General features: G+C 60.5%; 13 protein-coding genes. 5 read left to right on the top strand and 8 right to left on the bottom strand.

Annotation, left to right across the window (positions count from 1 at the left end):
- Positions 1 to 58: 58 nt before the first annotated feature.
- The 3 genes from C4J84_RS12155 to C4J84_RS12165 form a co-directional block, all read right to left on the bottom strand.
- Positions 59 to 1645: an ABC-F family ATPase gene (locus C4J84_RS12155; protein ID WP_124362737.1), complete on the bottom strand. Its 1587-nt coding sequence runs from the start codon at positions 1643 to 1645 to the stop codon at positions 59 to 61.
- Between the two features lie 142 nt (positions 1646 to 1787).
- A complete protein-coding gene (locus tag C4J84_RS12160) occupies positions 1788 to 3026 on the bottom strand; it encodes an MFS transporter (protein WP_124370616.1) in 1239 nt (412 codons plus the stop codon).
- A gap of 228 nt (positions 3027 to 3254) precedes the next feature.
- Positions 3255 to 3641 carry a TIGR03067 domain-containing protein gene (locus C4J84_RS12165; protein ID WP_124362739.1) on the bottom strand — a complete coding sequence of 129 codons (387 nt, stop codon included), beginning with the start codon at positions 3639 to 3641 and terminating at the stop codon, positions 3255 to 3257.
- A gap of 332 nt (positions 3642 to 3973) precedes the next feature.
- Here C4J84_RS12165 and C4J84_RS12170 point away from each other — a divergent pair, with 332 nt between their 5' ends.
- Together C4J84_RS12170 and lpxO are read left to right on the top strand one after the other, a co-directional pair.
- Positions 3974 to 5311, top strand: coding sequence for a Wzz/FepE/Etk N-terminal domain-containing protein (locus C4J84_RS12170; RefSeq protein ID WP_124366938.1), 1338 nt, complete (start codon positions 3974 to 3976; stop codon positions 5309 to 5311).
- A 267-nt stretch (positions 5312 to 5578) separates the two neighbouring features.
- On the top strand, positions 5579 to 6478 hold the full coding sequence (gene lpxO / locus C4J84_RS12175; RefSeq protein WP_124370617.1) for a lipid A hydroxylase LpxO: 900 nt from the start codon (positions 5579 to 5581) through the stop codon (positions 6476 to 6478).
- Between the two features lie 19 nt (positions 6479 to 6497).
- On the opposite strand, the gene ligD is transcribed toward lpxO, so the two are convergent.
- Positions 6498 to 9029: a DNA ligase D gene (gene ligD / locus C4J84_RS12180; protein ID WP_124370618.1), complete on the bottom strand. Its 2532-nt coding sequence runs from the start codon at positions 9027 to 9029 to the stop codon at positions 6498 to 6500.
- A gap of 24 nt (positions 9030 to 9053) precedes the next feature.
- A complete protein-coding gene (locus C4J84_RS12185) occupies positions 9054 to 9893 on the bottom strand; it encodes a Ku protein (RefSeq protein ID WP_124362743.1) in 840 nt (279 codons plus the stop codon).
- A gap of 186 nt (positions 9894 to 10079) precedes the next feature.
- On the opposite strand from C4J84_RS12185, the gene C4J84_RS12190 reads away from it, so the two are divergent.
- Both C4J84_RS12190 and C4J84_RS12195 read left to right on the top strand, forming a co-directional pair.
- The gene (locus C4J84_RS12190; RefSeq protein ID WP_124370619.1) at positions 10080 to 10406 is read left to right on the top strand and encodes a hypothetical protein; all 327 of its coding nucleotides are present in this window, start codon (positions 10080 to 10082) and stop codon (positions 10404 to 10406) included.
- Positions 10407 to 10417: 11 nt separating this feature from the next.
- On the top strand, positions 10418 to 11575 hold the full coding sequence (locus C4J84_RS12195) for a PQQ-dependent sugar dehydrogenase (protein WP_124370620.1): 1158 nt from the start codon (positions 10418 to 10420) through the stop codon (positions 11573 to 11575).
- A 132-nt stretch (positions 11576 to 11707) separates the two neighbouring features.
- On the opposite strand, the gene C4J84_RS12200 is transcribed toward C4J84_RS12195, so the two are convergent.
- A complete protein-coding gene (locus C4J84_RS12200; protein ID WP_124370621.1) occupies positions 11708 to 12187 on the bottom strand; it encodes a nuclear transport factor 2 family protein in 480 nt (159 codons plus the stop codon).
- A gap of 42 nt (positions 12188 to 12229) precedes the next feature.
- Positions 12230 to 12793 (bottom strand): TetR/AcrR family transcriptional regulator, encoded by a 564-nt coding sequence (locus tag C4J84_RS12205; RefSeq protein WP_124370622.1) that lies wholly within the window; start codon positions 12791 to 12793, stop codon positions 12230 to 12232.
- 125 nt (positions 12794 to 12918) lie between these two features.
- Here C4J84_RS12205 and pssA point away from each other — a divergent pair, with 125 nt between their 5' ends.
- Positions 12919 to 14262: a CDP-diacylglycerol--serine O-phosphatidyltransferase gene (gene pssA / locus C4J84_RS12210; RefSeq protein WP_124370623.1), complete on the top strand. Its 1344-nt coding sequence runs from the start codon at positions 12919 to 12921 to the stop codon at positions 14260 to 14262.
- Positions 14263 to 14326: 64 nt separating this feature from the next.
- Here pssA and efeO read toward each other — a convergent pair whose 3' ends face one another.
- Positions 14327 to 15145, bottom strand: coding sequence for an iron uptake system protein EfeO (gene efeO / locus C4J84_RS12215; protein WP_124370624.1), 819 nt, complete (start codon positions 15143 to 15145; stop codon positions 14327 to 14329).
- Positions 15146 to 15168: the final 23 nt, after the last annotated feature.

The raw sequence follows: 15168 nt of genomic DNA on the forward strand, positions 1-15168 counted from the left end.
AGGGGGCTTGCCCCCTCCCACATTTGAACCTGTTTGGCCCGGCAGCTATGCGCTGTTCTTAGAACACCACACCCTGGCTACGCAGGTAATCGTCATAGGTGCCGCTGAAGTCGATCACGCCGTCTGCGCTCAACTCGATGATGCGGGTAGCCAGGGACGATACGAACTCGCGGTCGTGGCTGACGAAGATCAGCGTGCCCGGATAGTTCTCCAGCGCCAGGTTCAGCGCTTCGATGGATTCCATGTCCAAGTGGTTGGTCGGTTCGTCCATGATCAGCACGTTCGGCTTTTGCAGGATCAGCTTGCCGAACAGCATGCGGCCTTGTTCACCACCGGAGATCACTTTTACCGACTTCTGGATTTCGTCGTTGGAGAACAGCATGCGGCCCAGGGTGCCACGAATCATCTGCTCGCCCTGGGTCCACTGGCCCATCCAGTCGAACAGGGTGAGGTCGTCTTCGAAGTCATGGGCATGGTCCTGGGCGTAGTAGCCCAGTTCCGCGGCGTCGGTCCACTTGATGCTGCCGGCGTCCGGGGTCAGTTCGTTGACCAGGGTGCGCAGCAGGGTGGTCTTGCCGATGCCGTTCGGGCCGATGATCGCCACGCGCTCGCCGGCTTCAACCTGGAAGCTGAAGTCTTTGAACAACGGCTTGCCGTCAAAACCTTTGGCCATCTTCTCGACCATGACTGCCTGGCGGTGCAGCTTTTTGTTCTGTTCGAAACGGATGAACGGGCTCACACGGCTCGAAGGCTTGACCTCGGCCAGTTGGATCTTGTCGATCGCCTTGGCGCGGGAAGTGGCCTGCTTGGCTTTCGAGGCGTTGGCCGAGAAGCGGCTGACGAAGGACTGCAGTTCGGAGATCTGCGCCTTCTTCTTGGCGTTGTCCGACAGCAGTTGCTCGCGGGACTGGGTCGCCACGGTCATGTACTCGTCGTAGTTGCCCGGGAACAGGCGCAGCTCGCCGTAGTCCAGGTCAGCCATGTGGGTGCACACGCTGTTCAGGAAGTGACGGTCGTGAGAGATGATGATCATCAGGCTGGAGCGCTGGGTCAGGATGTTTTCCAGCCAGCGAATAGTGTTGATGTCCAAGTGGTTGGTCGGTTCGTCGAGCAACAGCACTTCCGGGTCGGAGAACAGCGCCTGGGCGAGCAATACGCGCAGCTTCCAGCCGGGCGACACTTCGCTCATCGGGCCGAAATGCTGTTCCAGGGGAATACCCAGGCCCAGCAACAGCTCACCGGCGCGGGATTCGGCGGTGTAGCCGTCCATCTCGGCGAACTCGGTTTCCAGCTCGGCCACGGCCATGCCATCTTCTTCGCTCATTTCCGGCAGCGAGTAGATGCGGTCGCGTTCAGCCTTGACCTTCCACAGCTCTTCGTGGCCCATGATCACGGTGTCGAGCACGGTGAATTCTTCGTAGGCGAACTGGTCCTGGCGCAGCTTGCCCAGGCGCACGTTTGGCTCGAGCATGACCTGGCCGCCGGACGGTTCAAGGTCGCCGCCGAGGATTTTCATGAAGGTCGACTTGCCGCAACCGTTGGCACCGATCAAACCATAGCGGTTGCCGGCGCCGAACTTGACCGAGACGTTCTCGAAGAGCGGCTTGGCGCCGAACTGCATGGTGATGTTAGCTGTGGAGATCAATTACTTTACCTATCAATGGGTTGCGAGCGTGACGGCAGGAGCCTTCAGGCATGCGTCAACAGCGACATCGAGGCGCGAAACCCGGTCGCTGAGCGCAAAATCTGGGATGTGTGTTGGAATTTGGCGCGCATTGTCGCATATGTCAGGCGACAGGTGTATGGCGAGCGAAGGATGGTTTTGCCAGTGTCTCGGGCATGGCCAGCCCTACCAGCAGCAAAGCGACGGCCGCCACCCCGGCCAGGGTCAGGAAGGCGGCGTTGTAGCCGGCCATTTGCACCACGAAGCCTGCCAGGCTGCTGCTCAGCGCCGCGCCCAGGCCAAATACCGTGGACAGCGCGCCGAGGCTGACATTGAAGCGGCCGGTGCCTTGGGTCAGGTCCTTGACGATCACGGGGAACAGCGCGCCGAAAATGCCGGCGCCGATGCCGTCGAGCATCTGCACGGCAACCAGCCAGTAGGGGTCGCTGGAGAGGGTATAAAGCACGCCGCGCAACGGCAGAATCATGAAGCCGGCCAGCAGCAGCGGCTTGCGCCCCCAGAGGTCGGCCTTGGCCCCCACCAGCATAGCCGTCGGCACCATCACCAATTGCGCGGCGACGATGCAGGCCGAGGTCAATGGCGTGGCCATCTGCAGGTTGATCTGCGACAGCTTCTGGCTGACCAGCGGCAGCATCGCGGCATTGGCCAGGTGAAACAGCGCACAGCAGATGGCGAACAGCAACAAGGGGCGGTTGGCGAGCAAGACGTTCAGGCCCGAGGGCTGCTCATGGTCAGTGTGATGCGCGGGGTCGAAGCCCCGGGCCACCTCATGGTCGATCGCCTTGCCCGGCACGCAACCGACCGCGATGACACTGGCGACGGCCATAAACGCCATCAGGTAAAACACCACCACCGGCCCGAACAGATAGGCCAAGCCCCCGGCCAGCAGTGCGGCCACGGCGTTACCGGCGTGATTGAAGGTTTCGTTGCGCCCGGTCCGCCGGGTAAACGCACGCGGCCCGGTAATCCCAAGGGAAATCGCGGAAATCGCCGGGGCGAACACCGACGCGGCGATGGCGCTGGCGGCCTGGGTCAGCGCCACCCAGCCAAACGAACTGACGAAGGGCAGCATCAGGCAACTGAGCGTGACCAGCAGCGCGGCAAGTGCGATCACCGCGCGCTTGCTGCGGGTACGGTCGATCAATGCGCCTGCCGGACCCTGGGTGATCAGCGCGGCAATGCCCGCCAGGGTCATGACCACGCCAATGCTGGCCGGGTCCCATTGATGGACCGCCAGCAGATAAATCGCCAGGTACGGGCCCAGGCCGTCGCGCACATCCGCGAGGAAGAAATTCAGGCTGTCCAGGGACAAGGCAGTGCGCAGGTCTGAGTGATGGGCCACGATGCAACCTTCCAGAGCGCTGTCCAGGGGCCGGACACGCGTTGGGCTAGTGACCTGCGCGCCTGGCGATAAGTTTCGCGCTGGCCCAGGGCATTTTTCTGCGCGCAAAAAAAAGCCCGCACATAACGGCGGGCCAAGGGAATCACTGGAGTAGGTAGGCTTCACCCTATAGGCCTGAAAGTGAAGGCCTTGTGAAAATGCGGTGATCAAAGCGGATAAGAGCGCCGTTCATGCCCGGCGTACGAAGGTGCGCATGGTTTGCCCCGGGCCGGTGCTGAATACGGTGGGCCGGGGCATGCCTTCATCGGCAGCGATAAATACAAAATGATCACCTTCGAGCCGGTAGCTGGCCGGTAGCGACTTGCCGGCGTCCGCGCCGATGGCGTCCACCCAGGTAATGCTCTTGGGCGTGGTGTCGGCGTCCAGGACAAAACGCCCCGCCAGCAAGAGGTCGCCCTCGACCGTGACGACTTCAAACGTGTCCCCGCTGATCCTGGTGATGGCACCTGGCGCGCTATGTGCATCGGCAGGATTGAGTACGCCATTGTCTTCCAGGGCGGTTTGCTCCCAGGCACCTTGCAGGGCGTGGTAATCCGTGACTGAAGGGGATGACATGCAACTTCCTTTTGCTGAAGGGGGGAGGGGGATTGTATCCGCACAGGACCAGTGCTTTCAGGTGGCAGGATTTTTCTTTATAGGACAGCTATTTGACAGCATTTTCATGTTGTATTAGCTACGCTTGTAGCGTGATTAATCCCACATCAAAATATCTTTCTGGCTACACATCGACATAAAGCAGAAATAATCCTTAAATACGCGGGATTTTTCGTCAGACTCAGTAGTCAGATTGCCATTGGTCCGCCGTGCTCAGGGCGTTGTCCCTGATTTGAAGCTTTTAGAGCTTCTTCGAGTGATGGCCTTTTAGTATTAATTAAGGTGTGCTTATTTTGAATCGTACTTCCCCGCCTGCGCCCGCTGTAGCGTCTGATGAAATTGATCTGTTTGAATTGTTTCACGCCATCTGGCGACAAAAAAAGCTGATCGTGGGGTGTACGGTTCTGGCGGGCGTTTTAGGCGCGGGGTATGCCTTCCTGGCGCCCAAGACCTACGAGGTCAGCAGCGTGCTACGGCCTGCGGCGATCAACGAGCTGGACGCGTTGAACCGCTCTGAAGTGTATAAATTGCCGCCCGCCGATGCGTTGCTCAAAGTGGGCGCGCAGTTGGACTCCTACGAGGCTCGCCTTGGGTTCTTCAAGGATCACGAGGAATTGTTCAAGGCGTTTCAGAAACCGGGGCAAACCCTGGAGCAGAGTTTTGAAGCCTTCAATCGGAACTCGGTCAATCTGATCCTGCCGGACCCGAAGAAGTCCGACTCGCTGAGCAACTACATCCGTTTGGAATTGCAGTACCCGACCGATGTTGATGGGGTGAAAATTCTCAACGGGTTTGTCGACTACGCCATTGCCGCAGAGCGTCAGCAGGTCGGCGCCGACCTCAAGGTGATCGTGAACAACCGGCTGGCTGAGCTCAAGGGCAAGATCGACGCCGCCCGAGCCAACTACGACACCGAAAAGGAATCGAAAATCGCCAAGTTGCTCGAGGCGGACCGTCTCAAGCGCGCCCAATTGCAGGACGAACTCAGCGCCCTGCGCTTGCAGATGAAAATGGAGCGGACCAACCGCCTGGCGGAATTGGCTGAAGCCATCGGCATCGCTCAGTCCATGGGGATCAGGACACCGACCACGCCATCCTCCATGGCCGACTCCGCGCGAACCGGCTCGAGCCAGGTGATGCGCACCGAAGTCAACAATCAGAAGATTCCGCTGTACTTCATGGGTACCGAGGCCCTGGAGGCCGAACGCGCCGCGCTGCAAAAGCGCACCAGCGATGACTTCACCAATCCGCGTATTGCCGAAATTGGCAAGGAGCTCCAGCTGTTGGACGCCAACCGCGAAGTTGAAGTGCTGCGCAAACGTGGCAATGAAGACATCTTCCTGCAGGACGTCGAGCCGCTTCGCGCCGAAGTCGCCAGGTTGCGTGGTTTGAACATCGACATGAGCAACCTGAAGCTGGTGACAATTGACCGTCGCGCCCAGGAGCCTCTGGCACCGATCAAACCGAAAAAAGCTCTGGTCATTGCGTTAAGCCTGGTGGGCGGGTTACTGCTCGGGCTGATGGTCGCGCTGGTCCGCCACCTCATGTTTACCCAGCGTCAGGCGGTACCGTATTCGGCATTGGAAGACAGCAGTTTTTCACGCCGTGAACGTAAGGACGATCAGCTTTAAGCCGTAGCGACGTCTCTGGCCGGCGGGTCCTGGGGGCCCGCCTGCGCAACCTCCCCAACACACTCAGTGGACAGCTTTTCACAATTCTTAGTTAACCTTTGGTTACAAAGTATGGCTAAATAACGGCCAATGGTCACACATCGGAGGGTCCTCCAGCCGGTCGTGTCGCCTGTATGTGAATTGTGATTTCAGGTGCTGCTTATCCATCCTCGGCCGTTGTGGGCACGCAGGAGCAGCCTGTTCTCTCCCTGACGTGTGACGAATCCCTTGAAACTCATCATTGTTGCTCTCTACGTTGCCTCCATCGCGTATGTACATTTGCGTGGCCGGGTGCGACACAAGTTGGGCCGCCAGCTTAGCGACCACTCGACGTTCCTGGCGCCGATCAACTGCTTCCTGTATCTGTTCTCCAAGCAACCCAGTCGCCCCTATCTGTCGCCCAGCGATTTTCCGGACCTGAGCCCGTTGCAGGCGCACTGGGAAGAGATCCGCCAGGAAGCCCAGAACCTGATGCGCGCCGGGGAGATCAAACGCTCGGAGCAATACAATGACGTGGGCTTCAACTCGTTCTTCAAGTCCGGCTGGAAGCGCTTCTATCTGAAGTGGTACGGCGACAGTCATCCTTCGGCAATGAAGCTGTGCCCGCGCACCACCGAACTGGTGCAAAGCATCGGCTCGATCAAGGCCGCGATGTTCGCCGAGCTGCCGCCGGGCTCCAAACTGGTGCGTCACCGTGACCCCTATGCGGGCTCCTACCGCTATCACCTGGGGCTGGATACCCCAAACGATCCGGGTTGCTATATCAATGTGGACGGCGAGAGCTATTACTGGCGCGACGGCGAGCCGGTGATGTTCGACGAGACCTATATCCACTACGCGGAAAACACCACGACCCACAACCGCATCATTCTGTTCTGCGACATCGAGCGGCCGATGAAATACCGCTGGGCAGCCGCGTTCAACCGCTGGTTCAGCCGCAATGTGATGGCCGCTGCGGGTTCGCCCAATGATGAAGGCGACAAGACCGGCGGCCTCAACCGCGCCTTTACCCGCTTGTACAAGATCCGGTTGCGCGGCAAAGAGCTGAAAAAGCGCAACCGTACGCGCTACTACCTGGAAAAGTGGGCGATCTTCGCTGGCCTCGCGCTGATCTTCATCCTTATCTGAGCCCCACCGGTGGCGCGGATCACTTCGGTGGCTTCGCGCCCAGCTTGTCCCACATCTTCTTGCTGATCTTCTGTCGGTTGGCATAGCCGGCCCACGGGTCGCCCTGCAAACTCTGCAAGCGTTCGTGCAGGTTGGCGACTGTCCATTGCTGGGAACTGCGCAATCCATTCAACTCTTCCCGACTGACCGGTACCGAAACCGGCAGGCCGGGCCGCGCCCGCACGGAGTAAGCGGCAACCGTACTGGCGCCCCGGGCGTTGCGCAGATAATCGATGAAGATTTTGCCCACGCGGTTTTTCGGGCCGCTGGTGGCCGTGAAGCGCTCGGGCAATTGCTGGGTCATGAATTGGGCGATCGCCTTGGCGAAGGCTTTCACGTTGTCCCAGTCATCTCGCCGGGCCAGCGGTACGATCAGGTGCAAGCCTTTGCCACCGCTGGTTTTGACGAAGGCCTGCAAGCCCAATTCATCCAGCACCGAGAGGGTCAGTTGCGCAGCTTCCAGCATGGCCTTCCAGGGCAGGGCGGGGTCCGGGTCGAGGTCGAGTACGAACAGGTCGGGGGTTTCGATCTTGTCCGTCGTGGCGCCCCAGGTGTGCAGCTCGACCGTGCCCATTTGCACGGCGCCGACCAGGGCGTCTGCAGTGTCTATTTCCATCAGGCGTGCATGGCCGGGGTCCAGGGCCTGGTCCAGTTGCTTGATGTGGGGGATCGTCATGCGTTCGATGTGCTTCTGGAAGAACTGTTCGCCTTCGATGCCCTCCGGCGCCCTGAGCAGCGACACCGGCCGGTTGCGCAGGAACGGCAGGATCCACGCGCTGGTGTCGGCGTAGAACTGTGCCAGTTGCTGCTTTTGCGTACCGCTCTGCTTGTCGATGACGCGATCAGGGTGGGTGATTTTCAGGTCCTTCACGGTTTTCACCTGCTTCTCGGTTTTTTTCGCCGCAGACGCCTTGACCGATTTGGCCGCGCGCGGCAGTTCGTGAATGATCTGCGCGGCGGGCTTGTCGGTGCGCATGCCCACAAACGCGGCCTGGCGCACCACGCCTTCACGGGTCCATTCGGCAAATTGCACCTCGCCGACCAGGCTCGGTTCGACCCAGTGCACGCCACGCGCCTGGGCGCTGGTCAACGGCTTTTGCAGTGGCGAGTCGTCGCGTTCGAGCGCGGTGAGCTTGGTGTAGATGGCTTTCAGCGATGCCTGGTCGAAGCCGGTGCCCACGCGCCCGGCGTATACCAGCTCGGCGTCGTCGTTGACCGCCAACAGCAGCGCGCCAAACCCGGTGCGCGAGCCTTGGGGGCGGGTATAACCGACAATTACGAACTCCTGGCGCAAGCGGCATTTGAGCTTGATCCAGTCGTCACTGCGCCTGGACACATAAGGGCTGCCGGCACGTTTGCCGATGACGCCTTCCAGGGCCAGGTCGCAGGCGCTTTCGAAAATGTCGTGGTGGTTGGCCGCAAACGCTTCGGAGAAGCGCAGCAGCTTGCTCTTGCTGGCGGACAGCGCGGATTTGAGCGCGGCGCGACGCGTTTCGACCGGGTCTTCGCGCTGATCGCGGCCATTCAGGAAGGGCGCGTCGAACAGGTAATAGACAATGTCGAGGCTGCGGCCGATGTCGAAGGCATTCTGCAACGCCTGGAAATCCGGCAGGCCGTCGCCGTTGAGGCTGACCACCTCGCCGTCCAGCCAGCTGTCCTTGAGCTTGAGCGCTTGCAAAGCCTTGGCCTGACGCGGCAGGCGCTCGGTCCAGTCGTGCCCGTTGCGGGTGAACAAGCGCACTTCACCTCCCTGGATGCGCGCGAGGATGCGGTAACCGTCGAACTTGATCTCGTACTGCCAGTCACCTTCGGGTGCCCGATCGACCAGGGTGGCCAGTTGCGGGGAGAACTGCTCGGGCACGGCGGTGGCCCGCTTGCGCGTGCTCGCCTTGGGAGCTGCCTTGGCTGCCGCTTTGGTTTTTGCCTGAGCCTTGGCCTTGGGCTTGCCGACCACCGCGTCGCTCAGCACGCTGGCGGGTTCGGCCTGGACGATATCGTATTCGGCAATGGGCCGTGCCTGCTGGTCATTTTCCTTGATCAGCAGCCATTGTTGCTTGTCGCCGCTGCCCTTGAGCCGGGTGCGCACCAGGGTCCAATCCCCCGAGAGTTTTTCGCCGACCAGGCTGAATTTGAGTTTGCCGGCCGCGTAGGCCTTGTGCGGGTCGTCATGGGGTTGCCAGATGCCGCGGTCCCACACGATGACATCCCCGGCGCCGTATTGGCCGGCGGGAATACTGCCCTCGAAGCCACCGTAACTCAGTGGGTGGTCTTCCACGTGGACCGCCAGGCGCTTCTGGCTCGGGTCCAGGCTCGGGCCTTTTGGCACCGCCCAGCTCAACAGCACGCCGTCGAGTTCCAGGCGAAAGTCATAGTGCAGGTTACGCGCGTCATGCTTCTGGATCACAAAGCTCAAGGCCGAGGCTTTGCGCTTGCCGGCCGGTGAGTCGCCGGCGGGTTCGGCGGTGATCCCAAAGTCGCGTTTACGGTTGTACTCGCTCAGGGGCTTTGCCATGTCGTTCTCCAGCCAATGGCAGGCTCAAGAGGCCTTTTTGTTGGACTTCTTCGCAGCGGGTTTTTTCGCCGCAGGTTTGCCCGCAAGGCTGCGCTTGAGCAGTTCCGTCAGGTCGATCACATCGGCCGATTTGCGCTCTTCGCTGCCTTCGGTCGATTCCACGTCTTCGATCTTGCCGGCCTTGGCCTTTTTCTCCACCAGCGCCATGATTTTTTCCTGGAAGCTGTCGCGGTACTCCTCGGGTTGCCAGTCGGCGCTCATGTCTTCCACCAGGCGCTTGGCCATGTCCAGCTCGCCCTTGGCCAGGGTGGGTTTGGTCACATCGCTGCCCAGCTCCAGCTCATCCAGGCTGCGCACCTCGGCGGGCCAGCGCAGCATGACCAGCACCAGGGCCGACTCCAGCGGCATCAATGCGGCAAGGTGCTGCTTGGTATGCAACACCACATTGGCCAGGGCGACCTTGCCGGTTTTTTTCAGGGTTTCGCGCAGCAGCGCGTAGACCTTGCCGCCGCGTTTATCCGGGGCCAGGAAGTAAGGCGTATCGATGTTCTGCAGGGGGATCTGGTCGCTGGCGACAAAGGCGATGATTTCGATGGTCTGGGTCGACTTGGGGTGGGCTGAGCGGATCTCATCTTCGCTGAGCACCACGTAGCGGCCTTTTTCGTAAGCTACGCCCTTGACGATATTTTCCTTGGTGATTTCCTTGCCCGTGGCCTTGTTGATGCGCTTGTAGCCCACCGGGTCCATGCTGCGTTTGTCCAGCCAGTCAAAATCGACGCCTTGGGCAGACGTCGCCGACACCAGCGACACCGGGATGTGAACCAAACCGAAACTGATGGCGCCTTTCCAGATTGCCCGGGGCATAAGTGCATCTCCTACAAAGATAAGTCTGTGTTCTGGTGACTCGTGGGCCCGGGCAAAAGTTTCGGCGAGCGGATGCTCGGACAGATCGTGTTACACCTGATGAGCAACTATTTAATGTCGCCAGACGAACCCCTGGGGTAGCGTGTTATCGAAAGCACGTACTCCTCGGCATAGAGAGGCATCGTCATGAACCGTTATGTGCGTCATCTTGCAGCGCTGGTTGCAGTGCTGGCATCGAGCCTGGCCCTGGCTCCACTGGCCCAGGCGCAGAACCTGCCGGGTCGTTACGACTCCAACAACAGCCCTATCCACCGGGCCAACCCCAACAGCATGCAGGGCACCCAGCCCAATGCGCCGGCCGTTCGCGGCATCCAGACCGCGCCGACCCAACCTCGGCCTACCGTGGAAAACAGCGGGATCGGCAACAGTTATCCCAAACGTGACGCCGCGCCCAGTCGCCCGAACACCGAAACCAAAGCTCCCACCTATGATGCCAACGGCAATCGCCGGTAAGGATCCGTCTTATGTTTCTACGCAAAACCCTGCTAGCCGCTCTTTGCGCAACCACGCTGCTGCCAATGGCTGCGGTTCAAGCTGCCGATGCCCAACAGTTTCCCAGTGAACAAGGCAGCATCACTGCGACGCCCGTCGCCAAGGGCCTGAATCGCCCCTGGGCAGTGGCATTCCTGCCGGACAGGCAAGGTTTCCTGGTGACCGAATTGCCCGGCCAGCTGCGCTTTGTCAGCCAGGACGGCAAGCTGTCCGCGCCGTTGACCGGCGTGCCCCAGGTGTGGGCCAAGGGGCAGGGCGGTTTGCTTGATGTGGTGCTGTCGCCTGACTTCAAGCAAGACCGCATGGTCTACCTGTCGTACGCCGAAGGAGGCGGCGAGGATGGCAAGGCCGGGACCGCCGTGGGGCGAGGGCGCCTGGCCGATGACTTGAGCGGCTTGAAGGACTTCACGGTGATCCTGCGCCAGGAGCCCAAGCTGTCTACCGGCAACCACTTCGGCTCGCGCCTGGCGTTTGACCGTGACGGCTACCTGTTCGTGACCCTGGGCGAAAACAATGTGCGGCCCACCGCCCAGGACCTGGACAAGCTGCAAGGTAAAGTCGTACGCATTTATCCGGATGGTCGCGTGCCCGACGACAACCCGTTTGTTGGCCAGCCTGGGGTACGCCCCGAGATCTGGTCCTACGGCCAACGCAACCCACAGGGCCTGGCGTTGAACCCCTGGAGCGGGACGATCTGGGAAAACGAACATGGGCCACGGGGCGGTGATGAAATCAACATCATCGAACGCGGCAAGAACTACGGCTGGCCGTTGGCGACGCACGGCATCAACTATTCCCTCACGCCGATCCCCGAGGCCAAGGGCAAGACCGCCGAAGGCACCGTGGCACCGCACCATGTGTGGGAGAAGTCACCGGCGATCAGTGGTATGGCGTTCTACGACGCCGACCGTTTCAAGGCCTGGCAGCACAACCTATTTATCGGCGCGCTGGCCAGCAAGGAACTGATCCGGCTGCAGTTCGATGGCGACAAGGTCGTCCATGAAGAACGTCTGCTGGGTGATTTGAACGCGCGGATTCGCGATGTGCGGCAGGGGCCGGATGGCTATCTGTATGTGCTCACGGATGAGGATGATGGGGTGCTGTATCGAGTTGGGCTGAATCAGGACTGAGTAACAGCCGCGCGGATCGTTCCCACGCTCCCGCGTGGGAATGCAGCCCCTGACGCTCCGCGTCACCTGTGCGTATTAGGGACGCGGAGCGTCCCGGGAGGCATTCCCACGCAGAGCGTGGGAACGATCGGGCTACAGACTTAATTCGGACAACCCCGGATGAGCATCCGGACGCCGTCCCAGCGGCCAGTGGAACTTGCGTTCACTTTCTTTGATCGGCAAATCGTTGATGCAGGCAAAACGATTGGCCATTAGGCCGTTTTCGTCAAACTCCCAGTTTTCATTACCGTACGAACGAAACCAGTTACCGGAGTCATCGTGCCACTCATAGGCATAGCGCACGGCGATGCGGTTGCCGGTGAAGGCCCATAGTTCTTTGATCAGTCGGTAATCCAGCTCTTTGGCCCATTTGCGCGTGAGGAAGCCCTTGGCCTCTTCGCGGTTATGGGCGAACTCGGCGCGGTTGCGCCACTGGGTATCCAGCGTGTAAGCCAGTGACACCCGTTGTGGGTCGCGTGAGTTCCAGCCGTCTTCGGCCAGGCGCACTTTTTCAATGGCCGACTCGCGGGTAAAGGGCGGCAGCGGTGGGCGGACTTCTGGGTTAGAGGACATGGAACGGCTCCTGAAAAGTTATGAAAGTGCATCGACAGTAGTTCAAAGCCCCAATAGGGTCCGCGCCATCGCTTGCGCAGTATCGGCAGCCGTTGAATCGCCCATCACCAGGGCAACGGTAATGGCACCATCGATCAGGATCAGCAGCTGCGCGGCCTGCCGCTCCGGGTCGGGGGTGCCATGTGCTTGACACAGTTCAAGTGCGTACTCGAACAGTTTCTGTTTGTGGGCCTTGGCCAGCAGGCGTACCGGGGCTTGCGCGTTGCCGGTTTCGCCACTGGTATTGATAAAGGCGCAGCCGCGAAAATCCGCCGAGCCGAACCAGCTTTTCAGCGCGCTGAACAGCGCCAGCAGGCGCTCGCCACTGCCCTCACTGCGCTCCACTTCGGTGCGCAACCAGTGCATCCAGCGTTCGTCGCGGCGCTGCAGGGCGGCAATCACCAGCTCATCCTTGTTGCTGAAGTAGCGATAAATGCTTTTTCTCGAGACGCCGGCGGTTTTCACCAGCAAGTCCATGCCGGTGGCGGCGATGCCGTGGCGATAAATCAACTTCTCGGTGACGTCGAGAATAATGTCGCGGGTTTCATTAAGAATCATATCGTTCATGCCTCAGACAGTAGAACGATCGTTCTTCTCGGTCAATGGGCATTTTTCCCTGTGCGGCGACGAGACCTGAGCACCCCCATGGTGTAAGCTTTGGGCCTCTTCGGATTCGACCCATTGCGAGCCTTATGCCGTCGTTCTTCAAACGCTCCCTGTTGCCTAAACTGCGCGGTTTCCCGCTGTCCACCGATGCCATCGAGGTGCTGCCCAGCGCCGATGCCTATCGGCGTTGCCTGCTGGAAAAAATCCCCCAGGCCACCCGGCGCATCTACATCGTTGCGTTGTACTTGCAGCAGGATGAGGCGGGGCAGGAGATCTACGACGCACTGCACGCCGCCAAAGCCGCACGGCCGGCGTTGGACATCGTCGTGGTGGTCGACTGGCTGCGCGCCCAGCGTGGCCTGATCGGCGCCGGCAAGCAGCCGGGCAATAGCGCCTGGTACCAGGCCATGACCCAGGGTCACGCCAGTGAAGTGCCGGTGTACGGCGTGCCGGTGCAAACCCGCGAGCTGTTCGGCGTGCTGCACCTCAAGGGTTTTGTGATCGACGACACGGTGCTGTACAGCGGCGCCAGCCTGAACAACGTGTACTTGCACAAATTCGACAAGTACCGCTTCGACCGTTATCACCTGATCCACAGCCAGGCCCTGGCCGACTCCATGCAGCACCTGGTGGAACATGGCCTGGTCGCGTCCAAGGCGGTGCATCGCCTCGACCTGCCCAACCCGCCCACCACCCGCAGTCTGCGCAACGACATCGGTGACCTGCGCAGCCGCCTCAAGCATGCGGCGTATGACACCAGCGCCGGGCAGTTGCCCAATGGGCATTTGCAGGTCAGCCCGTTACTCGGTGTCGGCAAAAACAACCCGCTCAGCCGGGTGATCCTCGAGCTGATCGCCAGCGCCCAGCAGCAACTGACTATCTGCACGCCGTACTTCAACCTGCCGCTGCCGGTGACGCGCGAGATCAACCGGGCCCTGGCGCGCGGGGTGAAGATCGACATCATCGTCGGCGACAAGACCGCCAACGACTTCTACATTCCGCCCAGCGAACCCTTCAAGGTGATCGCGGCGTTGCCGTATCTGTATGAAATCAGCCTGCGCCGCTTTGCCAAGCGCCATCAGCCGATGATCGACAGCGGCCAGTTGAACCTGCACCTGTGGCACGACGGTGACAACAGCTACCACCTCAAAGGCCTGTGGGTCGACGAGCGCTACACCCTGCTGACCGGCAATAACCTCAACCCCAGGGCTTTCCGGCTCGACCTGGAAAACGCCTTGCTGATCGACGACCCCCAGGGCCAGTGGTTGGCACCGCGTGCGCAAGAGCTTGCGCATATTTTCCAACACACCACGCGCATCGCCGGCTACCAACAACTGCAGACGCTGGTGGATTACCCGGTGGCGGTGGGCAAGTTCCTGCGCCGGGTCAGCCGGGTGCGCATCGAGCGGTTGCTCTACCGGATTCTGTAAAAACACCTGGCAAAAAAACACCCAGGCTCCGAACGGGGCCTGGGTGTTTTTTTTGCGCGGGGGCTTAGTTCAGGCCCAATTTACCGCGCAGCATCGACAGGTCTTCAGCCAAGGTATTGACCGGACCCACCAAGGCCTTGCGGTCGTTATCCTTGACCTTGTCGTAGGTCTGAAAACCGCCGTCCGGGGTCTTGTACTTGGCCAGGATTTTGTCCACGGTGGCAAAGTTCTTGTCGACCTTGGCCAGGAACGCCTTGTCTTGTTTCTCGATCTGGCCACGGAACAGGTCAACGATTTTCTTCGCGCCGTCGATGTTGCCCTGGAAGTCGTACAGGTCGGTATGGCTGTAGCGGTCTTCCTCGCCGGAAATCTTGGTGGCGGCGACTTCTTCGAGCAGCGCTGCGGCGCCGCCGACAACTTTTTCCGGTGGGAAGGTCAGGCCGTCGACCCGGGTTTTCAGGTCCAGCACGTCGCTGTTGAGCTTGTCGGCGAGGGCGTCGAGGCCTTGGGTGGTGTTTTCGGAGAACAGGCTGTATTCGATGCGGTGAAAGCCGGTGAAGTCTTCGGCCTTCACGCCTTTTTCGTGATCGTCGACCCGTGAGTCGATGGAGGCGTCGAGGTCGCTGAACAGCTCGGCGATCGGCTCGATGGATTCATAATGAACGCGGGTCGGCGCATAGAGTTTCCGGGCGGTGGGCAGGTCGCCTTTTTTCACGGCGTCGGTGAAGGCCTGGGTTTGGGTGACCAATTCACCGATCTCTTCGGTGACATAGATTTTGTAGTCCGACACCGGACCGACCAGGTCCAGCGGCGCCGTGGCGGCAAAGGCGGACAGTGGCGAAAGGGTCATCAGCAACGACAACGCGAGGGTCGACTTCTTCATGGGACGGTATCCGCTCTGAGTGT

Origin of the sequence: Pseudomonas sp. R11-23-07 (assembly GCF_003852295.1) — a bacterium.
In the GTDB taxonomy this organism is placed as follows: domain Bacteria; phylum Pseudomonadota; class Gammaproteobacteria; order Pseudomonadales; family Pseudomonadaceae; genus Aquipseudomonas.